This is a genomic window from Streptomyces sp. NPDC059895 (assembly GCF_042731035.1).
In the GTDB taxonomy this organism is placed as follows: domain Bacteria; phylum Actinomycetota; class Actinomycetes; order Streptomycetales; family Streptomycetaceae; genus Streptomyces.
On the sequence record NZ_JBHWKO010000005.1, the window covers coordinates 123,144 to 144,935 of the forward strand.

Consider the following 21,792-nt stretch of genomic DNA (forward strand, 5'->3'; position numbering starts at 1 on the left):
GGCCGGCACACCGCGCGGTCCCCACGGCGGCTAGCCGCGCAGCACGGCTCCCGTCCGCTCGCCCGCGAGGGCGACCGCCGCGTCCCGCGCGGCCGACGCCTCGTCGACGGTCAGCGTCCGGTCCGCCGCGCGGAAGCGCAGCGCGTAGGCGAGGGACTTCTTGCCGTCGCCGAGCTGCTCGGCGTTCTCGTACACGTCGAACAGCCGGATCGCCTCCAGCAGCTCGCCCGCGCCCTCGCGCAGCGCGGACTCGACCTCGGCGTGCGGTACGAACGCGTCGACGACGAGGGCGACGTCCTGGGTGGCGACCGGGAACGTGGAGATGCCCGGGGCCTGGGGCGTGCCGTCGCCGACCCGCTCCAGGACGTCCAGGTCCAGCTCCATCGCGGACGTGCGCGCCGGCAGGCCCAGGGCCTTCAGCACCCGCGGGTGCAGCTCGCCTGCGTGCCCCACGACCCGCTCGGCGCCGTCGGCGACGACGACCAGCTCGGCGCAGCGCCCGGGGTGCCACGGCCCGTACTGGCCGCTCCGGACGGTCAGGTCGGCGCCCGCCTCATGGGCGACCGCGCGCGCCGCCTCGACGGCGTCGGCCCAGTCGGCGGGGCGGCCCTTGCCCCACCAGCCGGCCTGCTCGCGGGCGCCCGCGAGGACGACGGCGACGTGGCGCGGCTGCTCGGGCAGGGCGGCGTCGAGCGAGGCCAGCTCCTCGTCGGTGGGCCGGCGGTCGACCGGGAGGTGGCCGGCGACGCGCCGCTCCTCGCGCGGCAGGAAGACCAGCCCGGTCTCGAACAGCGCGAGGTCGTGCGAGCCGCGCCCGTCGTTGCGGCGCAGCGCGGCCAGCAGGCCGGGCAGCAGCGTGGTGCGGAGCGCGGGCTCCTCGTCGTTGAGCGGGTTGACCAGCTTGACGACCCGGCGGGCCGGGTCGTCGGCGGCCAGGCCGAGCTGGTCGAAGACCTGCTCGCCGACGAACGGGTAGGTCGGTGCCTCGACGTATCCCGCCCCGGCGAGGGCCCGGCCGACACGGCGGTGCAGCCGCTGCCGGTGGGTGAGACCGCGGCCCGAGGGGAGCTTGGGCAGCGTGGAGGGCAGGTTCTCGTAGCCCTCCAGCCGGATGACCTCCTCGGCCAGGTCGTTGGCCTCGGCCAGGTCGGGCCGCCAGGACGGCACGGTGACGATCAGCTCGTCCTGCCCGTACACGTCGCAGCCGATCTGCTGGAGCCGCCGTACGACGGTCTCGCGGCCGTAGGTGACACCCGCGACCTTGTCGGGGTGGTCGGCCGGGCAGGTGATGGTGTGCGGCGCGGACGGCGCGGCGACCTCGGTGACGCCGGCCTCGGCGGTGCCGCCCGCGAGCAGCACCAGCAGGTCGACCGTGCGCTGCGCGGCGGCCGCCGCGGCCTGCGGGTCGACACCGCGTTCGAAGCGGCGGGAGGCCTCGGAGGACAGCTTGTGCCGGCGGGCCGTACGGGCGATGGAGACCGCGTCGAAGTGCGCGGCCTCGATGACCACGTCGGTGGTGCCCTCGGCGTCGGTGTGGTCGGCGATCTCCGTGTTGGCGCCGCCCATCACGCCGGCGAGGCCGATGGGGCCGCGCTCGTCGGTGATGACGAGGTCCTCGGCGTGCAGGGTGCGCTTGACGCCGTCGAGGGTGACGATCTTCTCGCCCTCCTCGGCCCGGCGCACGCCGATGGTGCCCTGGACGAGCGAGCGGTCATAGGCGTGCAGGGGCTGGCCCAGCTCCATCATCACGTAGTTGGTCACGTCGACGGCGAGCGAGATCGGGCGCATGCCGACCTTCTGCAGCCGGCGCTTCAGCCAGATCGGGGAGCGCGCCTCGGGGCTCAGACCGGTGACGGTGCGGGCGGTGAAGCGGTCGCAGCCGGCCGGGTCGGAGACCTGCACGGGGTAGCCGAACGCGTTCGGGCCGGGCACGTCGAGCAGCGCCGGGTCGCGCAGCGGCAGGCCGTAGCCGATCGCCGTCTCGCGGGCGACGCCGCGGATCGACAGGCAGTCGCCGCGGTTGGCGGTGACGGCGATGTCCAGCACCTCGTCGACCAGTTCGAGGAGCTCGATGGCGTCCTTGCCGACCTCGGTCTCCGGCGGCAGCACGATGATGCCGTGGCTGCCGTCGTCGCCCATGCCCAGCTCGTCGCCGGAGCAGATCATGCCGTGGGACGTCTTGCCGTAGGTCTTGCGCGCGGCGATCGAGAAGCCGCCCGGCAGGGTGGCGCCGGGGAGGACCACGACGACCTTGTCGCCGACCGCGAAGTTGCGGGCGCCGCAGACGATCTCCTGCGGCTCGCCGGTGCCGTTGGCCTGGCCGACGTCGACGGTGCAGAAGCGGATCGGCTTCTTGAAGCCCTCCAGCTCCTCGATGGTCAGCACCTGGCCGACGACGAGCGGCCCCTTGAGGTCGTGGCCGAGCTGTTCGACCGTCTCGACCTCCAGGCCCGCCGAAATCAGCTTGGCCTGGACGTCACGGCCGGTCTCGGTGGCCGGCAGGTCGACGTACTCCCGCAGCCAGGAAAGCGGGACCCGCATCAGATCTCCATCCCGAACGGCCGGGTGAACCGGATGTCACCCTCGACCATGTCTCGCATGTCTTCGACGTTGTGGCGGAACATCAGCATTCGCTCGATGCCGAACCCGAAGGCGAAGCCGCTGTACTTCTCCGGGTCGACACCGCAGGCGGTCAGCACCTTGGGGTTGACCATGCCGCAGCCGCCGAGCTCGATCCAGCCCTCGGAGGAGCAGGTGCGGCAGGGCCGGTCAGGGTTGCCGACGGACTCGCCGCGGCAGACGTAGCACACCATGTCCATCTCGGCGGACGGCTCGGTGAAGGGGAAGAAGTTCGGCCGCAGCCGGGTCTTCATTCCCTCGCCGAACAGCGCCTGGACCATGTGGTCGAGGGTGCCCTTGAGGTCGGCCATGGTCAGGCCCTCGTCCACGGCGAGCAGCTCGACCTGGTGGAAGACGGGCGTGTGCGTGGCGTCCAGCTCGTCGGTGCGGTACACGCGGCCGGGGCAGATCACGTAGACCGGCAGCTCGCGCTCCATCAGGGAGCGGATCTGCACGGGCGAGGTGTGGGTGCGCAGCACGACGCCGGACTCGGTGCCGCCCTGCGGGCCCTGCACGAAGAACGTGTCCGCCTCACCGCGGGCCGGGTGGTCCGGGCCGATGTTCAGGGCGTCGAAGTTGAACCACTCGGTCTCGACCTGCGGGCCCTCGGCGACCTCGTAGCCCATGGCGACGAAGACGTCCTCGATGCGCTCCGACAGCGTGGTCAGCGGGTGGCGGGCGCCGGCCGGTACCCGGTCGTAGGGCAGGGTGACGTCCACCGCCTCCTCGACCAGCACCCGCGCGTCGCGCTCGTCCTCCAGCTCGGCCTGCCGGGTGGCGAGGGCCTTGTTCACCGCGCCGCGGGCCTGGCCGACGAGCTTGCCGGCGGCGGCCTTCGCGTGCGGGGGCAGCGCGCCGATCTCGCGGTTGGCGAGGGCCAGCGGGGAGGTGCCGCCGGTGTGGGCGACCTTCGCCTCCTGGAGCGCGTCGAGGGAACCCGCGGCGGCGAAGGCGGCGAGCGCCTCGTCCCGCATGCGCTCGATCTCTTCCGGTTTCAACGCCTCGACCTCGACAGGGTCGTACGACTTATTGGGTGCCGACATCTCTTCCCGTGCTTCCGATTGGCTGGCTGAAGGTCCCCGTCACCGACTCTGCGACGTCCTGAGGGCCGTCCCTGGGACACAAAGGTGCCAAAGGCCGAGTCTAACGGGGTGAAGGAACGCGAATGCGCCCGCGGGCTGCTCGGGCGGCTCTCAGGTGAGATACGCCGGGGCCCCCACGGGCAACGTAAATCGGAACTCCGCGCCGCCGCCGGGGGCGCGTCCGACGGTGACGGTGCCGCCGTGGGCCTCGACGATGCCTTTGACGATGTACAGCCCGAGGCCGGTCCCGCCGCGCTTGCTGCCCCGCCAGAAGCGGGTGAAGACGCGGTTCATGGACTCCTCCGGGATGCCGGTGCCCTCGTCGCTCACCACGACCGACGTGCCGACGTCCTCTCCCTCGCGGGGGGACGGGGCGGGCGTGATGTCAATGGTGACGGTTCCCTCGCCGTGCCGCACCGCATTTTCGATGAGGTTGCTGAGGACCTGGTCGACCTTGTCGGGGTCGGCCCACAGGGCGGGCAGCGGCTGCTCGATGCGGAGCAGGAAGCGGTCGGCGGGCTGCCCGGCGGCGACGTAGGCCTGGATGTGCCGTCCGACGGCGGCGCCCATGTCGACGGGCTGGCGGCGCACCTCCAGCCGTCCGGAGTCGATCCGCGAGATGTCCAGCAGCTCGGCGATGAGGCGGGTGACGCGGTCGGCGTCGGCGTCGACCGTCTCCAGCATCAGCCGCTTCTGGTCGTCGGTGAAGCGCGACCACTTGGCGAGGAGGGTGGCGGTGAAGCCCTTGACGGAGGTGAGCGGGGAGCGCAGCTCGTGGGCGACGGTGGCGATCAGCTCGGCGTGGCTGCGTTCGGTGCGGCGGCGGGCCTCGGTGTCCCGGAGGCAGACGACGACACGGCGGACGGGCCCGGTGGGTTCTCCGCGTACGTACCGCGCGGAGACGAGCACCTCGCGTCCGCCCGGCAGCAGCAGGTTCCGCTCGGGCTGGCGCACCCGGATGGCGAGCCCGCCGTACGGGTCGGTCAGCTGCCACCAGCGGCGGCCTTCCAGGTCCTCCAGCGGCAGGGCCTTGTCGAGCCGCTCTCCGAGGGCCTCGGCGGCGGGGACGGCGGTGATGCGCTCGGCGGCCGCGTTGAAGCAGACGACGTACCCGCGCTCGTCGGCGACGACGAGCCCGTCGGGCAGGTCGTCGGGGTCGACGGCGTACGGTCCGGCGAGGTCACCGGCCGGCCGGGCCGCGGGCGGGCGCCGCGTGTTCCCGGCTCCCGATGCGCTGCTCGTACCGACACTCATCCTCGTACACCACCTCCCAGACGAGGACCCCCGAGCTGGTCACCCTACTAGCTCTCGGTGACGGAGCGGCACCCTTCGGAGGCGCGCTGTGCACGGGCCGACGCGTAGAGACATACGGCCGCGGCGGTGGCGAGGTTCAGGCTCTCGGCCTTTCCGTGCAGGGGGACGCGGACGACGGCGTCGGCGAGGGCGCGGGTGTCCTGCGGCAGGCCCCAGGCCTCGTTGCCGAACACCCAGGCCGTGGGCCCGCCCATGGTGCCCTTGTCGAGCTCGTCGTCGAGGTCGTGCTCCCCGGCCCCGTCCGCGGCGAGGATCCGCACACCGGCCTCCTTGAGCCCGGCCACGGCCCGCTCGACGGGGACGCCGACGGCGACGGGCAGGTGGAAGAGGGAGCCGACGGAGGCGCGGACGGCCTTGGGGTTGTACAGGTCGACGGAGGCGTCGGTCAGGACGACCGCGTCGGCGCCGGCGGCGTCGGCGCAGCGCAGGACGGTGCCGGCGTTGCCGGGGTCGCGGACGTGGGCGAGGACGGCGACGAGCCGCGGCCGGGCGGCGAGGATGTCGTCGAAGGGCGTGTCGAGGAACCGGCACACGCCGACCAGGCCCTGCGGGGTGACGGTGGTGGAGATGTCCTCGATGACCTGCTCGGCGGCGAGGTGGATCCGGGCTCCGGCGCCGCGTGCCTCGCCGATGATGTCGGCGTGGCGCTCCGCCGCCTCCGGGGTGGCGAACAGCTCGACGAGCGTGTCCCCGTGCCCGGCTGCCTCCCGTACGGCCTGCGGCCCCTCCGCGAGGAACAGCCGCTCCTTCCCCCGGAAGTTCCGCCGCGCGAGGCGCCGGGCGGCGGAGACGCGGGGGGAGCGGGGGGAGACGAGGTCGGGGGTGGCGGGGGGCATGGGGGTCACCTTCGGTGGGTCGGCGGAACGTGGGGGTCGGGCGGGCACCGTTCCGCCCCGCCCCCGCCGGGGCGGGAGGAGACCGGGCCCGGACGCAGTCGGACCCGCAGGCGTGCCGCCTGCGGGTCCGTTCGGCATCGGCTCAGCGCCGGCGCGGCGTCACGCCGCCTTCGGCGCGTTGACGTCGCTCGGCAGCGCCTTCTGCGCGACCTCGACGAGCGCGGCGAACGCGTTGGCGTCGTTCACGGCGAGCTCGGCCAGGATCTTGCGGTCGACCTCGACGTTCGCGGCCTTCAGACCCTGGATGAAGCGGTTGTACGTCATGCCGTTGGCGCGGGCAGCGGCGTTGATGCGCTGGATCCACAGCTGACGGAAGTCGCCCTTGCGCTTCTTGCGGTCGTTGTAGTTGTAGACCAGCGAGTGGGTGACCTGCTCCTTGGCCTTGCGGTACAGGCGCGAACGCTGACCGCGGTAGCCGGAGGCCTGCTCGAGGATCGCCCGGCGCTTCTTGTGGGCGTTGACTGCCCGCTTGACGCGTGCCACTTGATTAACTCCTTGTAGCGGGGCCGTGGTTGGACTCACACGGCCCGGAAACGATTGGGTCCCGGTCAGAGGTCAGGCGCGGTGTTCCGCGCCGGACGTCACTTGCCGAGAAGCTTCTTGATCTTCGCGGCGTCGCCCGGGGCCATCTCGGCGTTGCCGGTGAGGCGACGCGTCACGCGGGACGACTTGTGCTCGAGCAGGTGGCGCTTGCCGGCGCGCTCGCGGAGCACCTTGCCGGAGCCGGTGACCTTGAAGCGCTTGCTGGCACCGCTGTGCGACTTGTTCTTCGGCATGGCGCCGTTCTCTCCTCGTCGGTGGCGCTCCGGTGCCCGGTCGCGAAAACCGGGCACGGTGGAGCGTCGCTCTTGTATCGGTTACGTCCTGGGACTGACGTCCCGGGGGTCACGCCTCGGCGGGCGCCTCGGCAGGCTCCTCGGCGGGCGCCTCGGAGTCCGCGGGGTTCTGCGAGCGGCCGGGGTTGGCCTTCGCCTCCGCCTTGCGGGCTTCCTGCGCCTGGCGAGCCTCGGCCATCGCCTCGGTCTTCTTCTTGTGCGGACCGAGAACCATGATCATGTTTCGGCCGTCCTGCTTCGGGTTCGACTCCACGAAGCCGAGGTCCTGGACGTCCTCCGCGAGACGCTGCAGCAGTCGGTAGCCCAGCTCGGGCCGGGACTGCTCGCGACCACGGAACATGATCGTGATCTTGACCTTGTCGCCCTGCTTGAGGAACCGGACGACGTGACCCTTCTTGGTGTCATAGTCGTGCGGGTCGATCTTCGGCCGGAGCTTCATCTCCTTGATGACCGTGTGCGCCTGGTTCTTGCGCGCCTCACGGGCCTTCATGGCCGACTCGTACTTGAACTTCCCGTAGTCCATGAGCTTGCAGACCGGCGGGCGGGCGTTCGCCGCGACCTCGACCAGGTCCAGGTCGTACTCCTGCGCAAGCTCCAGTGCCTTCGCGAGCGGCACGATGCCGACCTGCTCGCCACTGGGACCGACAAGTCGCACCTCGGGAACGCGAATCCGGTCGTTGATGCGGGGCTCGGCGCTGATGGATCCTCCTCGGTAGCACCACGCGGCGGTCTGGCGGACGGCCGCGTAACGTCTGTGTTCGTTAGGCCTGTAACCACGCCGAAGCACAAAAAATGCCCCGAACGATCACATGCGGGGCTCCAAGCACTACCGGAGCACCGTCGCGAGGATCGCGGGGCGCACTACCGGGCGACTCCATCGTCCGTACGGAACGATGGTGGCCGCCTGACCGGATGACCCGCCGCCCGTGAGGGTGGTCGGGTGGGAGTTCGGAGCCTCCACTTGCGGGTCGGACCCGCCTGCTGGGGCGCATGCGTGTCCGACCGGTCGTTACACGAGATTAGCAGGTGGCGCCAGGAAGGGCGAATCGTGGCGGTCCGGGGCCGGGGTGCGTGACCCGGCGGCGCTGCACCTATCGTGTGGGGCATGAGTGAGACCTCCCCCTCGGACACCCCCGAGACCTCCGGCGCGGCCGGCTTCGACGAGATGACCCGCGACATCGCCGAGGTCCCCGCGGTCGAGGTGATCGTGACGGTCGCCGTCAACCTGATGAGCGCCGCCGCGGTGAAGCTCGGGCTGGCCCCCCAGGAGGACGGGGGCGACAAGTACACGGACCTCGACGAGGCCCGCAAGCTGATCACCGCCCTGGCCGGGCTGCTGGACGGGAGCGCGACCGAGATCAGCTCCTTCCACGCGGCGCCGCTGCGCGACGGCCTGAAGTCGCTCCAGCTGGCGTTCCGCGAGGCGTCGATCGTCCCGGACGAGCCGGGCCAGGGTCCGGGCGAGAAGTACACCGGCCCGGTCTACGGCTAGCTACGGCTGGCTACGGCTAGAAGGTCCCGGTCCGGAGGGTCCCCAGGGGGCTCATCCGCGGGTGTACAGGGGCTCGCCCGGAGGCGTCGTCCCGGCCGGCAGCAGTGCCAGGTCGAGGCCGCGCACCAGGCGGGCCCTCAGTGTTTCGTCGGCGGCCAGGCGCCGGGCGACGGCCTGCGCGGCCTCGGCGGGGGCGGCGGCCGGGTCCAGGACGAGGGCGAGGATGCCGTCGGCCCGGCCGGGCCCGAGGTGGGCGCGCAGGACGGCGGGCTCGGCGGCGACGGCGGCCCGGACCGCCTCCACCACCGCGGGATCGCCCAGCGGGTCGGTCGTGGTGCGGCCCTCGGCGAGGGCGAGCAGCGCCGGTCCCGTCAGTTCGAAGGCCACCGGTCCGGCCATGTCCAGCACCACGGTGTCCGCCTTCTCGTGCGCGGCGGCCTGCAGCGCCTGGTGCAGGGGGACGGCGACGGGGCGGGCCTCGGGGTCCCAGCGGGCGAGGGAGTCGGTGGAGGTGAAGGCGGGCAGGGCGGTGCGCCGGCCGGCCTTCAGGGTCGGGACGGCCATGTCGCTGGTCTTCTCGCGGCGCAGCCCGTTCTCGTCCTCCTCGACCTCCCCGAGCACGGCCACCACCGGCACCAGCAGCCGGGCGCCCCTGAGCGCCTCCAGTACCGGGCCCACGGCGGTGCGGTCCTCGGCCCAGGCGGCGAGCGCGGCGCTCAGCCGGGGGTCGGCGGAGCCGTCGTCGTCGGAGAAGCCGGAGTCGGGAATGTTCTTGTTCGCCACGGTCACCGACCCTATCGGGGGGATGCTGCTGGTCTTGTGCGGGGCCGGAAACACCGTGGTGACGTCTCTCACGGGTTTCTCAGACTTTGCTGACACACATCTAACGTGCGTCTAACGGCAGGCACAGGCACCGCCCCCAGCATCGCGGGCATGGAGTCCTCCAGAGCACGTCGCAGCCGTCGCGCTCGGCCGCCCCGGCGCCGTCCCCTCCTCTACACCACGCTGGCCTGTGTGGCCGTCCTCGGTGCCACGGCGGGCGGGACCGTGTACGTGAGGGCGCATCCGCTCTCCGGTTCCGGCGCCGTATCGTCGTCGGGGGCGCCGTCGGCCACGGCGTCGGTTCCGGCGAGCGGGGAGGCGTCCGTGGAGTCCGTGGTCGAGTCCGAGCCCGAGGTGGACCGGGACGCGCTGCTGGCGGAGGCGATGGCGGCGGTGACCGTGCCGGGTCAGGCGGAGATGTCCGTGGCCGTGCTCGACGTGGACTCCGGGGAGAGCGCCGCGTACGGCACGGAGCCCTTCGACACGGCGAGCATCGTCAAGGTGGACATCCTGGCGGCGCTGCTGTTGCAGGCGCAGGACGACGGCCGGGTGCTCACCGCGCAGGAGAAGACGTACGCCACCGCGATGATCGAGAACAGCGACAACGTCTCGGCGTCGGCGCTGTGGGACGCGATCGGGCAGGGCACGGGGCTGGACGCGGCGAACGAGCGGTTCGGGCTGACGGCGACGGAGGGCGGCGACGGCGCGTTGTGGGGGCTGACCCAGACGACGGCCGCCGACCAGCTGGTCCTGCTCCAGCAGGTGTTCGGGGAGGACTCGGAGCTGAGCGAGGCCTCCCGGGCGTACCTCCAGGAGCTGATGGGCGCGATAGCCACCGATCAGAACTGGGGTGTCTCGGCCGCCGCCGACGGCTCCGCCTGGGCCTTGAAGAACGGGTGGCTGGCACGGAGCACGACGGGCCTGTGGGACGTCAACAGCATCGGCCGGGTGACGGCCGGCGGTCGGGACTTCCTGGTGGCCGTGCTGTCGAACGGCAACGCGAGCCAGGCGGTGGGCGTCACGCTGGTCGAGGCGGCGGCGAAGGCGGCGGTGTCGGCGTTCGCGGACGCCTGACGGACGGCCGTCGACCGGCCGACGCACGGCAGGCGCACACCTCCGTCGGCCGTCCGCACGGCCGGCGAACGGCAGGCGCACAACCGACGCACGGGCGACGGGCGGCAGAGGCAGAGGCAGAGGGGCGGCAGACGGACGGCCCAAGGGGGGCCGAAGGGTGGCGGCGTCTCACAGGGCGATGTCGTACGGCTCCCGCTCGCGGCGGCCCCGCCACAGCACCAGCGCGGCCACCAGCAGCACTCCCCCGGTGCCGCCGGCGAGCGGGCCGGCCCAGCTCGACTCCCCCTCGCCCTTCTCGGTGTCGGGACCGGGGCCGAAGTACTCCTCCCCGTACGACGCCGAGCGCAGCCCCTCCGGCGTGAGGGTGGCGGCGGCCTCGATGGCGGCGGCCGGGTCGATGAACCCGAAGCCGCGGGAGTCGTCGCGACCGCCGGTGGGGGCGTTGCGGGCGGTGTCCTCCAGGAGCTTCTTGATCTGCGCCGGGGTCAGGCCCGGGTGGGCGGCCTTGACCAGGGCGACGGCGCCGGAGACGAAGGCGGCCGCCGCGGAGGTGCCCCAGCCCTCGTAGTACTTGTGGTCCGGGTCGGCGATGACGACGTCGACGCCGGGGGCGCTGACCGTGGCGTACCAGCGGCGGGTGGAGAAGGAGGCACGGGTGCCGTAGCGGTCGACGGCGGTCGCGGCGATCACGCCCGGGTAGGCGGCCGGGTAGGAGATGTGGTCGCCCTTCTCGCCGCCGTTGCCGGCCGAGGCGACGACGACGGCGCCCTTGCTCAGGGCGTACTGGACGGCCTCGTCCTCGGCGGGCTCGGGGTGGGCGGAGGCGGAGTCGTCGCCGAGGGAGAGGTTGATGACGTCGGCGCCCTGGTCGGCGGCCCAGCGGATGCCCTCGGCGAGGGCGTTGCCGCGGGTGGTGCGGGCCTTGGTGCGGGCCGGGTCCCCGTCCTCCAGGATGACGCGGACGGGGAGGATCGTGGCCTCCGGGGCGATACCCATGACGCCGTCGGCGTTGCCGGCGCCGTGTCCGTGGCCGGCGATGATGCCGGCCATCGCGGTGCCGTGGCGGGCCCAGGCGCGGTCGCCGTCCTGTGCGCCGAAGCCGACCAGGTCCTTGCCGGGCAGGACGTTGCCGTCGAGGTCGGGGTGGTCGGCCTCGACGCCGGTGTCGAGGACGGCGACGGTGACGCCCGCGCCCTTGGTGGTCTGCCAGACCTCGTCGGTGTCCAGTGCCTCCAGGGCCCACTGCTGGGCACGGATGCCGTCGGCGTACGCGGGGGCGGCGGGCAGCAGGGCGAGGGAGGCGGCGAGGAGGCAGCACAGCAGGCCGGCCCGGTGCGTCCTCGTCGTACGGCTCGTACGGCTCGTACGGCTCGTACGGCTCGTACGGCTCGTACGCCTGCTGCTCATGAGGGCTGCTCCGAGGGCGAGACTGCGGTCCTGCGCAGGGCGCGCTCGATGCGGTCGGCGAGGCCCTTCGCCTCGTGGCCCAGGCCGGCCTGGGCGGGGTCGTTGGTGCCCCCGGACGCGGTGGCCTGCGCGGCGGGCTGCGGCGTGGTGACCGTGCGGCCGTCGGCCCAGCCGGAGACGGCGTAGACGACGACGGGCGCGTCGGTGAGGACGGAGATCGTCCACGAGGCGCGCTGCTGGTCACCGAAGGCGGCGGCGACGGTGTCCTTCGCGGCGTACGGGCGGGGGATCAGGTCGGTGCGTCCGGCGAGGGCCTCCTCCTCGAACCGGGCGTCGAGCGCGCGCATGCCGGCCGCGTCGGCCTTGGTGAACAGCAGGCCGACGGTGGTGACGTAGCTCTGGGTGGCGTCGGTGTAGGTGGCGCGCAGCAGGCGGGTGCAGCCGACCGGGGCGAGGGTCTTGAGCAGCAGCGGGTCGAAGGCGTCGGCGCAGCCGCCGTCCGGGGCGACGGCGATCCGCGTCCAGGTGCGGTCGGCGCCGCCGGGGCCCGCGCCCTGCCCGTCGACGGTGGGCGGGAACAGCTGGTCGACGGGGACGTTGTGCCACAGGCCGCCGGCCGTGGCGTAGGTCCCCCGCTCGCCCGCCTCCGCGGTGTCGCCGACGAGCCAGCTGCCGGTGACGGCTCCGCCGATGAGGCCGAGCCCGAGGACCACACAGGCGGCGGCCGCGACGGTCCGGCTCCGCCGGGTCCGCGGCAGGTCCCGGTACCCCTCGGGCCGCGCGAACCTCACGACGGGCCGGGTGGCACGGGGCGCGGCGCCCGGCGTCATCGGGGCGCTCCAGGAGAACGCCGGGTCGGGCGCGACCGGGCCGGGGCGCCGGGGCACCGCCTCCGGCGCCCCGGCTGGCCTCGGAACCCGCGCGGCCTCGGACACGTCGGGGCCGTCGGCCTCGGGGTGACGCACGGGCGCGGTCGGGGTCCAGGCCGGCCGGGCGTCCTCCTCGGAGGACTCGGGGCGCACGGGCGCGGTGGTCGACGTCCACAGGGACTGCGCGTTCTCCTCGGGGGAGCCGCCGCGCACCGGCGCGGTGGTCGACCTCCGCCGGGACTGCCCGTCCTGCTCGGGGAAGCCTCCGCGCACGGGCGCGGCGGACGACGCCCGCGAGGACTGCGCGGGCTCCTCCGAGGGCGACTGCCGCACCCGTGTCGTGGGCGTCCACGCGGGTTCCGCTTCCTGTCCGGCACGGTGTCCGGGCACAGCCGTGGACAGGGCCTCCCGGGGAGGCTCGGCGGGGCTGGGCGCCCAGGTCCGGGGCAGCGGGGTCCATGCGGTACCGGAACCGGGGGACCGGGGGGTCTCCGTGGCGTCCGGGCCGGCGGGGCGGGTGCCGTTCGGGCGCTCGCCGGGAACGCCGGTCCCGCCGACGGGCCGGTCGGGTCGGTCGGGGCGTGCCGGGTGGGCGGCCTCCGGCGCCGGACGCGTCGAAGAGGCGCCGGCGGGGTCGGCCATGGGGACGGTGTCCCTCGTGTCCGGACGCGCGGGGGCCCCGGCTGCGCCGACCGTGCGCGCGGTGTCTCTCGTCTCCGGACGCGTGGGGGCCTCGGCCGGGCCGGCCGGACGGGGGGTGTCCTGGCGTGCCATGGAGGCGTCGGCCGTACGAGCGCCGCCGGGACCGGTGGGGCGGGTGCCGGCTCCCCCGCCGGGGCGGTCGGCGCCGGCGGTGGCGCCCGTGGGCGGAGGGGCGTCCGGGAAGCGGGCCGAGGCGGGGGGCGGCGGCGGGGTCGTCGGGGCCGGGCTCCGCAGGTTCGGGATGCGGGCGGCGAACGCCGACTGCCCCGAGGGCGACGGGAACCGGCCCGGACCGGAGGCGGCCCCGGCCCCAGCGGTGTCTCGACCGGTACCACTGCAGCCCTGACCGGAACCGCCGGCATCCCGACCCGTACCACCGGAGCCCCGGACAGAACCACCGACATCCCGACCCGTACCGCCGGAGCCCCGACCGGAACCACCGACATCCCGGCCCCCGGTCGGCCGGTCCGCGCCGCCCCCCTGCGCCGGCGCGGGTGACTCGGCGCGGGTGGGCGTCCTCGGTGTCTCCTCGGCCTCGGGTGCCTCCGCCCTCGGAGGCCGGGCCGGGCGGGGCGGGGTCGTCGGGGGCGGTGGTGCCGCGGGGGCGGCGGGCGCGGGCGTGTCCGGGGCCTGCGGGGTGCCGGCGGCGGGGGGTGCGGACGGGCGCGGGGGGACCGGGGCGCGGCGTGCGTCCGTGCTCATGCACCCCCCGTTTCCTCGTGCCCGGGCCGTCGTTCTTCTGCGCGGGCGCTCGCTGCTCGTGCCCAGGGCGGCCCGGCGCGGACGTACGGGTCCGTCAGGGCACGCATACCCGCACGGGCGGACCGGCATCCCGGCGCGGCTGCCGGGCCGGAGCCGCTCGTCCGTGCGTGCGCGTCACTCTACGGCTTGTCGCCGCGCGAGCGGGAACCAGTCCAGGGACCCCGGGGCATCTGCCCGGATCGTCCCCCTACCCTGCGGTAATCCGGTCTGGCAGGCTGCGTCCATGACTGCGCGCGCCACCGACCGGGCCCGTTACGACCGGGCCACCGCCCACCTGGACGCCCCGCTCGCCCTCGTGGACGTCGACGCCTTCGACGCCAACGCGGACGATCTCGTCCGCCGGGCGGGAGGCAAGCCGGTCCGCGTCGCGAGCAAGTCCGTCCGCTGCCGCGCCCTGCTGGAACGCGTCCTGGCGAAGGAGGGCTTCGCGGGCGTCATGTCCTTCACCCTGGCCGAATCGCTGTGGCTGGCGCGCTCCGGGTTCGACGACGTCCTGCTCGCCTATCCGTCGGCGGACCGGTCCGGCTTCGCGGAACTCGCCGGCGACCCCAAGCTCGCCGAGGCGGTGACCGTCATGGTCGACGACGTCGCCCAGCTCGACCTGATCGACTCCGCGCGGGCCGGCGGACGCGAAGTGGTGCGGGTCTGCCTGGAGTTGGACACCTCGCTGAGGATGCTCGGCGGGCGGGTCCGGGTCGGCGCGCGGCGCTCGCCGCTGCACTCGCCCGCCCAGCTCGCCGACCTGGCCCGGTCGGTGGCCCGGCGGCCGGGGTTCCGGCTGGTGGGGATCATGGCGTACGAGGGGCACATCGCCGGGGTCGGCGACGCGGTCGCCGGACGGCCGCTGCGGTCGCGGGCGGTGCGGCTGATGCAGGCCGCCGCGCGCCGGGAACTCGCCGAGCGCCGTGCGGCCGTGGTGCGGGCGGTGCGGGCGGTGGCGCCGGACCTGGAGTTCGTCAACGGCGGAGGCACCGGCAGCGTGCAGCACACGGCCGCCGAGGAGGCGGTGACCGAGATCGCGGCGGGTTCGGGGCTGTACGTGCCGCGGCTGTTCGACCACTACACCTCGTTCAGCGGCCGTCCGGCCGCCCTCTTCGCACAGCCCGTGGTGCGGCGGCCGGGGGTGGGGGTGGTCACCGTCCTCGGCGGCGGGTACCCGGCCTCCGGCGCGGCCGGACCGGACCGGCTGCCGGTGCCGTACCTGCCGGAGGGGCTGCGCTACGACCCCCAGGAGGGTCCCGGCGAGGTGCAGACGCCGCTGCTCGGCTCCCCCGCCGACGATCTGCTGATCGGCGACAAGGTGTGGTTCCGGCACGCGAAGGCCGGTGAGCTGTGCGAGCGGTTCGACGTGCTGCACCTGGTCGAGGGGGACGCGGTGACGGCGACGGTGCCCACCTACCGGGGCGAGGGCCGCACCTTCCTGTAGACCGGCCCGGGTCCGGCCTGTAGACCGGCCCGGGTCCGGGCACCCGGCGGGCGGGGCGCGGGCCCGGCACCCGGCGGGCGGGCCGCCTACAGAGGAGTGACGTAGGCGCCGGAGATCCCGCCGTCCACGAGGAAGTCGGTGGCGTTGACGAAGGAGGAGTCGTCGCTGGCGAGGAAGGCGACGGCGGCGGCGATCTCCTCGGCCTCGGCGAACCGGCCCAGCGGGATGTGGACGAGGCGGCGGGCGGCCCGCTCGGGGTCCGTGGCGAACAGTTCCCGGAGCAGCGGGGTGTTGACCGGTCCCGGGCACAGGGCGTTGACGCGGATGCCCTCCCGGGCGAACTGCACGCCCAGTTCGCGGGAGAGGGCGAGGACGCCGCCCTTGGACGCGGTGTACGAGATCTGCGAGGTGGCCGCGCCCATCCGGGCCACGAAGGACGCCGTGTTGATGATGGAGCCCCGGCCCTGGCGCCGCATGTAGGGCAGGGCGGCCTTGCAGCACAGGTAGACGGAGGTGAGGTTGACCTCCTGGACGCGCTTCCAGGCCTCCAGGCCGGTCTCCAGGATGGAGTCGTCGTCGGGCGGGGAGATGCCGGCGTTGTTGAAGGCGACGTCGACGCTGCCGTAGGTGTCGTGGGCCGTCCGGAAGAGGGTCTCGACCTGGTCGGGGTCGGTGACGTCGGTCTTCACGAAGGTGCCGCCCACCTCGTCGGCGGCCGCCTTGCCGCGGGTCTCGTCGATGTCGGCGCAGACGACGTGGGCGCCCTCGGAGGCGAGGCGGCGGGCGGTGGCGAGGCCGATGCCGCTGCCGGCCCCGGTGATGACGGCGGTGCGGCCGACCAGTCGGCGGCAGACGGTCTGTGAGGTCTCAGGGGTCACGGTCACTGTGCGGGGCCCTCCGTGCTGATGAAGACGTTCTTGGTCTCGGTGAAGGCGGTCAGGGCGTCCGGGCCCAGCTCACGGCCGACGCCGGACTGCTTGAAGCCGCCGAACGGGGTCCAGTAGCGCACGCTGGAGTGGGAGTTGACGGACAGGTTCCCGGCGCGCACGGCCTGCGCGACACGCAGGGCGCGGCCGACGTCCCGGGTCCAGAGGGAGCCGGAGAGGCCGTAGGGGGTGTCGTTGGCGAGGCGGATCGCGTCCTGCTCGTCGGTGAACGGCAGCAGGACGGCGACGGGGCCGAAGATCTCCTCGCGGGCGGCGGCGGAGTCGGGCCGCTCCCCGGTGAGCACGGTCGGCGGGAACCAGAAGCCGGGCCCGTCGGGGGCGCTGCCGCGCAGTGCGGGGGCGTCGTCCGGGACGAACGACCGTACCCGGTCGACCTGCTGACGGGAGATCAGCGGGCCCATCCGGGTGTCCTCGTCCGCCGGGTCGCCGACCGCCACGGCGGACAGTTCGCGGGCGAGGAGGTCGGTGACCTCGTCGTACACCGTCTCCTGGACGAGGATGCGGGTGCGGGCGCAGCAGTCCTGGCCGGAGTTGTCGAGGAAGGAGAAGGGGTCGACGGCGGCCTCGAGGTCGGCGTCGGCGAAGACGATGTTGGGGCTCTTGCCGCCGAGTTCGAGGGTGACGGGCTTGACGTGCCGGGCGCAGCGCTCCATGATCTCGCGGCCGGTGCGGGTGGACCCGGTGAAGACGATCTTCGCGACGTCCGGGTGGTCGACCAGGGCGCGGCCGGTGACGCGGCCGTGTCCGGGCAGTACCTGGAAGAGGTGCTCGGGCAGACCCGCCTCCAGGGCCAGTTCGGCCAGGCGCAGGGCGGTGAGCGGGGTGGTCTCGGCGGGCTTGAGGAGGACGGCGTTGCCCGCGGCGAGAGCGGGGAAGGAGCCCCAGGCGGCGATGGGCATCGGGAAGTTCCAGGGGGCGATCACCCCGACCACGCCGAGCGGCTCGTGGAAGGTGACGTTCCAGCCGCCGGGGACGGGGATCTGCCGGCCGAGGAGGCGTTCGACGCCGCCCGCCGCGTAGAGCAGCAGGTCGCGGGCGTTGCCGGCCTCCCAGCGGGCGTTGCCGAGGAGGTGGCCGGCCTCGCGGACCTCCAGCAGCGCCAGTTCGTCGGCGTGCGCGTCGACGACGTCGGCGAAGCGGCGCAGCAGCCGGGCGCGGTCGGCGGGGGCGGCGGCGGCCCAGACCGCCTGGGCGGCGCCGGCACGGGCGGCCGCGCGGTCCACGCCGGCGGCGTCGGTGGCGGGGACGGTGGCGAGGACCTCCTCGGTGGCGGGGTTGAGGACCGTCAGCTCGTGCGGGTCCGCCGGTGGGAGGTCCGTCGCGAGGGGGTCGCTGTGGTGCGGATCGGACACGGGGTGACCTTTCACAGGCGTTCGAAGGAGCGGCGCAGCTCCCAGTCGGTGACCGCGGCGTCGAAGGCCTCCAGTTCGACGCGGGCCATGTTGCGGTAGTGGGCGACGACCTCGTCGCCGAAGGCGGCCCGCGCGATCGGGCTGTTCTCCCACAGCTCGGCGGCCTCGCGCAGCGTGGTGGGGACGTGGGCGTGGTCGGCGGTGTAGGCGTTGCCGGTGCAGGGCTCGGGCAGTTCCAGCTTGCGCTCGACGCCGTGCAGTCCGGCCGCCACCAGGCCGGCCACCGCGAGGTGCGGGTTGACGTCGCCGCCGGGCAGCCGGTTCTCGAAGCGCAGGGAGCGGCCGTGACCGACGACGCGCAGGGCGCAGGTGCGGTTGTCGCGGCCCCAGGCGACGGCGGTCGGGGCGAAGGAGCCCGGCTGGAACCGCTTGTAGGAGTTGATGTTGGGGGCGTAGAGGAGGGAGAAGTCGCGCAGCGCGGCCAGTTGTCCGGCGAGGAAGTGGCGCATGGTGTCGGACATGCCGTGCGGGTCGTCGGCGGAGCCGGCCATGACGCTGGTGCCGTCGGCGTCCGCGAGGGAGAGGTGGATGTGGCAGGAGTTGCCCTCGCGCTCGTTGTACTTGGCCATGAAGGTCAGCGAGACGCCCTCCTGGGCGGCGATCTCCTTGGCCCCGGTCTTGTAGACGGCGTGCTGGTCGCAGGTGACCAGGGCCTCGTCGTAGCGGAAGGCGATCTCGTGCTGGCCGGGGTTGCACTCGCCCTTGGCGGACTCGACGGTGAGGCCGGCGCCGGCCATGTCGTTGCGCAGACGGCGCAGGAGGGGCTCGACGCGGCCGGTGCCGAGGATGGAGTAGTCGACGTTGTACCGGTTGGCCGGGGTGAGCCCCCGGTAGCCGGCGTCCCACGCCTGCTCGTAGGTGTCGTTGAAGACGATGAACTCCAGCTCGGTGCCGGCCCGGGCGGTGAGGCCCAGCCCGGCGAGGCGGTCGAGCTGGCGGCGCAGGATCTGGCGGGGGGCGGCGGCGACCGGGGAGCCGTCGTGCCAGGCGAGGTCGGCGATCAGCATCGCGGTGCCGGCGTTCCAGGGCACGCGGCGCAGGGTGGTGAGGTCGGGGTGGAGGGCGAAGTCGCCGTAGCCGTTGTCCCACGAGGACATCGCGTACCCGTCGACGGTGTTCATCTCGGTGTCGACGGCGAGGAGGTAGGCGCAGCCCTCGGTGCCGTGGTGGAGGACCTCGTCGAGGAAGAAGCGGGCGGCGAACCGCTTGCCCTGGAGACGCCCTTGCATGTCGGGGAAGGCCAGGACGACAGTGTCGATCTCACCGCCCGCGACGAGGGTGTGCAGCTCCTCGACGGCGAGCGGGGGTGTGCGGTCTGCCACGGGAGGGCCTCCTCAGGCTTCCTCTGCGCTGCGGTGTGCGGGGATCTGGCGGGTTCGCGGGGCGGCCGAGAGCCTAAGGTATGGGTGAGAACCATTGCTTGGGAAGGGGGCGCGGCCAGATGCCGGTGGACGCTGACGGCGGCGCGGACGACCGGTTGACGCCGGTGCTGCGGCCGGTGCGGGCGGGGAACGGCTTCGAGGAGGCGCTGGAGCAGATCCTCCAGGTCGTCCGGCTGGGCCTGGTGCCGGGCGGGGAGCGGCTGCCGGCCGAGCGGGACCTGGCGGAGCGGCTCGGGATCAGCCGCGTGACGCTGCGCGAGGTGCTCAAGGTGCTCCAGGAGCAGGGGCTGGTGGAGTCCCGTCGCGGCCGGTACGGCGGAACGTTCGTGCTGGCGCGCGCGGACGCGGGCGGGCAGGACGAGCTGCGGCGGCGGGTCGCCGCGACCGACATCGAGGACGTGCTGCGCTTCCGGGAGGTGCTCGAGGTGGGGGCCGCGGGGCTGTGCGCGGAGCACGGCCTCACCGAGGAGCAGCGGGGCCGGCTGCGCCGGGCGCTCGCCCGCACCCGGGACGCGCCGCTCGCCGACTACCGGCGCCGGGACACCCTGCTCCACCTCACCCTGGCCGAGCTGTGCGGCTCCGCGTCGCTGACCGCGCAGTACGCGGCGGTCCGGGCGACCGTGAACGACCTGCTGGACTGCATCCCGCTGCTCGTGCGCAACCTGGAGCACTCGCAGCGCCAGCACGCGGCCCTGGTGGAGGCGGTGCTGGACGGCGACCCCGCCCGGGCGCGGGAGATCATGCGGGAGCACTGTGCCGGAACGGCCGCCTTGCTCAGGGGCTTCCTGGCGTGACGGCCGGACCCACCGGGCATGCTCCAAAGGTCTGGTCCGCGTCCATTCGATGGGTGGGAGAGCGAGGCATGGCGAGGGTGACGGGCAGGCCGCTGATCGGCGTCAGCACGTATCTGGAGGCCGGGGCGCGCTGGGGCGTCTGGGAGCTGGACGCGGCGCTGCTGCCGGCCGGGTATCCGCGGCACGTGCAGCGGGCGGGCGGGCTGGCCGCGATGCTCCCGCCGGACGCGCCCGAGCACGCGGCGGCGGCCGTGGCCCGGCTGGACGGTCTGGTGATCGCGGGCGGCCCGGACGTCGAGCCGCTCCGCTACGGCGCCGAACGCGACCTGCGTACCGGCCCGCCGGCGCGGGAGCGGGACTCCTGGGAGCTCGCCCTGATCGGCGCGGCACTGGCCGCGGGCCTTCCCCTGCTGGGCATCTGCCGGGGCATGCAACTGCTGAACGTCGCCGTCGGCGGCACGCTGGTGCAGCACCTGGACGGGCACGCGGAGATCGTCGGCGTCTTCGGCCGGCACCCGGTGAAGCCGGTACCGGGCACTCTGTACGCCGGTCTCGTCCCGGAGGAGACCTCCGTGCCGACCTACCACCACCAGGCGGTGGACCGCCTCGGCACGGGCCTGGTCCCGGCGGCGCACGCGTCGGACGGCACGGTGGAGGCCGTGGAACTGGCCTCCGGCGCCGGCGGGTGGGCGCTGGGGGTGCAGTGGCATCCGGAGATGGACGAGGACGTGCGGGTGATGCGGGGGCTGGTCGCGGCGGCGGGCGGTGGTGCCGGAGGGGGCCCCGTCACCACCACCAGCCCGTCTGGGGGCACCCCCTCTGGGGGAGTTTGAGGACGAGGCCCGTCCAGGGCCGACAGCGGGGGTCCGGGGGCGCCAGCCCCCGGGGACGGGAAGGGAAGGGGCGGCGGGGGCGAGACACCCCGGCCCCCGGCCCCCGGCCCCCGGCCCCCGGCCCCCGGCCCCCTCCCTCCCCCTCACCCCCGCGTCAACGACAGCAACTCCCGCGCCGGCCCCGTGGGCCGATGCCCTGTCGGCCACACCGCGCGCAGGTCACGCGCCAGCAGCACGCCGTCGACCGGCACCCTGACCAGTCGCCGCATCGCGAGCTCCTCCCCCACCGCCAGCTCGCTCAGCACCGCCGGCCCCGCCCCGCTCACCGCCGCCGCCTTGACCGCCGTCGTCGAGGACAGCTCGATCAGCGGGCGGGCCAGTCCGCCCAGGGCCGCGTCCAGCACCTGCCGGGTGCCCGAGCCCTTCTCCCGCAGGATCAGCGGGGTCGACGCCAGTTCCCGCGCGGACAGCGGGCGCCGCCGCCGGACCCACGGATGGGCGGGCGCGGCGACGACGATCAGGTGGTCGTGGGCGATGACCGCCGAGTCCAGCCCGGACGGCACGGTCAGCCCCTCCACGAAGCCCAGGTCCGCCTCCCCGGCCAGCAGCCGCTCCGCCACCGCCGTGGAGTTGCCCGCGAGCAGCGACACCGCGGTGTCCGGGCGCTCCGCGCGCAGGGCGAGCAGCCAGCCGGGAAGCAGGTACTCGGCGATGGTCATGCTGGCCGCGACCCGCAGCCGCGAGTCCCGCCGGTCCCGCAGCGCCTGCGCGCCCGCGTCGAAGGCCTGCGCGGCCTCGACGATCCGGCGCGCCCAGTCCGTGACCAGCGCCCCCGCGTCGGTGAGCCGGGAGCCCCGCGGCGAACGGTCCACCAGGGCCACCCCGAGCTGCCGTTCCATGGAGCGGATCCGGCTGCTGGCGGCCGGCTGGGTGATGCCCAGCTCCCGCGCGGCCGCGCCCAGGCTGCCCAGCCGGGCCACCGCCAGCAGCAGCTCCAGCGCCCCGAGGTCCGGGACCCGGTGCGCGATCGAGCCCGCCGGCCCCGGCGGACGCGCCCCCTCCTCGAACGTCCCTGTCTCTGTCTGCCCACTGGCCATAAGCCCAGTTTATGCCCCCATAGAGA

19 protein-coding genes are annotated in these 21,792 nt (G+C 74.2%); 5 read left to right on the plus strand and 14 right to left on the minus strand.

All coding sequences use genetic code 11. The features are described 5' to 3' along the window. Positions 1 to 30 precede the first annotated feature (30 nt). The 7 genes from pheT to infC form a co-directional block, all read right to left on the minus strand. Positions 31 to 2,541, minus strand: a complete 2,511-nt coding sequence (gene pheT, locus ACFV9M_RS08025) for a phenylalanine--tRNA ligase subunit beta (RefSeq protein WP_385074994.1) — start codon at positions 2,539 to 2,541, stop codon at positions 31 to 33. Further along, positions 2,541 to 3,662, minus strand: a complete 1,122-nt coding sequence (gene pheS, locus ACFV9M_RS08030; protein ID WP_385074997.1) for a phenylalanine--tRNA ligase subunit alpha — start codon at positions 3,660 to 3,662, stop codon at positions 2,541 to 2,543. Before pheS ends, pheT begins: the two co-directional genes overlap by 1 nt. A 150-nt stretch (positions 3,663 to 3,812) precedes the next feature. Next, positions 3,813 to 4,955 carry an ATP-binding protein gene (locus ACFV9M_RS08035; protein WP_385075000.1) on the minus strand — a complete coding sequence of 381 codons (1,143 nt, stop codon included), beginning with the start codon at positions 4,953 to 4,955 and terminating at the stop codon, positions 3,813 to 3,815. A gap of 47 nt (positions 4,956 to 5,002) precedes the next feature. Further along, on the minus strand, positions 5,003 to 5,851 hold the full coding sequence (locus ACFV9M_RS08040; RefSeq protein ID WP_385075002.1) for a TrmH family RNA methyltransferase: 849 nt from the start codon (positions 5,849 to 5,851) through the stop codon (positions 5,003 to 5,005). A 159-nt stretch (positions 5,852 to 6,010) separates the two neighbouring features. Then, positions 6,011 to 6,394, minus strand: a complete 384-nt coding sequence (gene rplT, locus ACFV9M_RS08045; RefSeq protein WP_030381833.1) for a 50S ribosomal protein L20 — start codon at positions 6,392 to 6,394, stop codon at positions 6,011 to 6,013. Positions 6,395 to 6,492: 98 nt separating this feature from the next. Then, positions 6,493 to 6,687: a 50S ribosomal protein L35 gene (gene rpmI / locus ACFV9M_RS08050; protein ID WP_004933563.1), complete on the minus strand. Its 195-nt coding sequence runs from the start codon at positions 6,685 to 6,687 to the stop codon at positions 6,493 to 6,495. 109 nt (positions 6,688 to 6,796) lie between these two features. Beyond that, entirely contained in the window at positions 6,797 to 7,447 is a 651-nt protein-coding gene (infC, locus tag ACFV9M_RS08055; RefSeq protein WP_385075058.1) for a translation initiation factor IF-3, read from the minus strand. 405 nt (positions 7,448 to 7,852) lie between these two features. Between infC and ACFV9M_RS08060 the strand changes: the two genes are divergently transcribed. Continuing rightward, positions 7,853 to 8,239, plus strand: coding sequence for a DUF1844 domain-containing protein (locus tag ACFV9M_RS08060; protein WP_385075005.1), 387 nt, complete (start codon positions 7,853 to 7,855; stop codon positions 8,237 to 8,239). Between the two features lie 51 nt (positions 8,240 to 8,290). On the opposite strand, the gene ACFV9M_RS08065 is transcribed toward ACFV9M_RS08060, so the two are convergent. Continuing rightward, positions 8,291 to 9,022: an SseB family protein gene (locus ACFV9M_RS08065; protein ID WP_385075008.1), complete on the minus strand. Its 732-nt coding sequence runs from the start codon at positions 9,020 to 9,022 to the stop codon at positions 8,291 to 8,293. Between the two features lie 150 nt (positions 9,023 to 9,172). On the opposite strand from ACFV9M_RS08065, the gene ACFV9M_RS08070 reads away from it, so the two are divergent. Beyond that, positions 9,173 to 10,135: a serine hydrolase gene (locus ACFV9M_RS08070; RefSeq protein WP_385075011.1), complete on the plus strand. Its 963-nt coding sequence runs from the start codon at positions 9,173 to 9,175 to the stop codon at positions 10,133 to 10,135. 168 nt (positions 10,136 to 10,303) lie between these two features. Here the strand turns inward: ACFV9M_RS08070 and mycP are convergent, their stop codons facing one another. Both mycP and ACFV9M_RS08080 read right to left on the minus strand, forming a co-directional pair. Then, on the minus strand, positions 10,304 to 11,542 hold the full coding sequence (gene mycP, locus ACFV9M_RS08075; protein WP_385075014.1) for a type VII secretion-associated serine protease mycosin: 1,239 nt from the start codon (positions 11,540 to 11,542) through the stop codon (positions 10,304 to 10,306). Continuing rightward, entirely contained in the window at positions 11,539 to 13,053 is a 1,515-nt protein-coding gene (locus ACFV9M_RS08080) for a hypothetical protein (protein WP_385075017.1), read from the minus strand. Before ACFV9M_RS08080 ends, mycP begins: the two co-directional genes overlap by 4 nt. 1,045 nt (positions 13,054 to 14,098) lie before the next feature. Between ACFV9M_RS08080 and ACFV9M_RS08085 the strand changes: the two genes are divergently transcribed. Continuing rightward, positions 14,099 to 15,301 (plus strand): amino acid deaminase/aldolase, encoded by a 1,203-nt coding sequence (locus tag ACFV9M_RS08085; protein WP_385075019.1) that lies wholly within the window; start codon positions 14,099 to 14,101, stop codon positions 15,299 to 15,301. An 86-nt stretch (positions 15,302 to 15,387) separates the two neighbouring features. Here the strand turns inward: ACFV9M_RS08085 and ACFV9M_RS08090 are convergent, their stop codons facing one another. The 3 genes from ACFV9M_RS08090 to ACFV9M_RS08100 are packed head-to-tail and all read right to left on the minus strand — an operon-like array spanning position 15,388 to position 18,982. Beyond that, on the minus strand, positions 15,388 to 16,179 hold the full coding sequence (locus ACFV9M_RS08090; protein ID WP_385075060.1) for a 3-oxoacyl-ACP reductase: 792 nt from the start codon (positions 16,177 to 16,179) through the stop codon (positions 15,388 to 15,390). A gap of 2 nt (positions 16,180 to 16,181) precedes the next feature. Then, positions 16,182 to 17,600, minus strand: coding sequence for an aldehyde dehydrogenase family protein (locus ACFV9M_RS08095; RefSeq protein ID WP_385075022.1), 1,419 nt, complete (start codon positions 17,598 to 17,600; stop codon positions 16,182 to 16,184). An 11-nt stretch (positions 17,601 to 17,611) separates the two neighbouring features. After that, positions 17,612 to 18,982, minus strand: a complete 1,371-nt coding sequence (locus ACFV9M_RS08100) for a glutamine synthetase family protein (RefSeq protein WP_385075023.1) — start codon at positions 18,980 to 18,982, stop codon at positions 17,612 to 17,614. Between the two features lie 119 nt (positions 18,983 to 19,101). Here ACFV9M_RS08100 and ACFV9M_RS08105 point away from each other — a divergent pair, with 119 nt between their 5' ends. Both ACFV9M_RS08105 and ACFV9M_RS08110 read left to right on the plus strand, forming a co-directional pair. Next, a complete protein-coding gene (locus ACFV9M_RS08105) occupies positions 19,102 to 19,836 on the plus strand; it encodes a FadR/GntR family transcriptional regulator (RefSeq protein WP_385075026.1) in 735 nt (244 codons plus the stop codon). Between the two features lie 77 nt (positions 19,837 to 19,913). Further along, positions 19,914 to 20,669 (plus strand): gamma-glutamyl-gamma-aminobutyrate hydrolase family protein, encoded by a 756-nt coding sequence (locus ACFV9M_RS08110; RefSeq protein ID WP_385075063.1) that lies wholly within the window; start codon positions 19,914 to 19,916, stop codon positions 20,667 to 20,669. Between the two features lie 143 nt (positions 20,670 to 20,812). Here ACFV9M_RS08110 and ACFV9M_RS08115 read toward each other — a convergent pair whose 3' ends face one another. Then, positions 20,813 to 21,766, minus strand: coding sequence for a LysR family transcriptional regulator (locus ACFV9M_RS08115; RefSeq protein ID WP_385075028.1), 954 nt, complete (start codon positions 21,764 to 21,766; stop codon positions 20,813 to 20,815). Positions 21,767 to 21,792 lie beyond the last annotated feature (26 nt).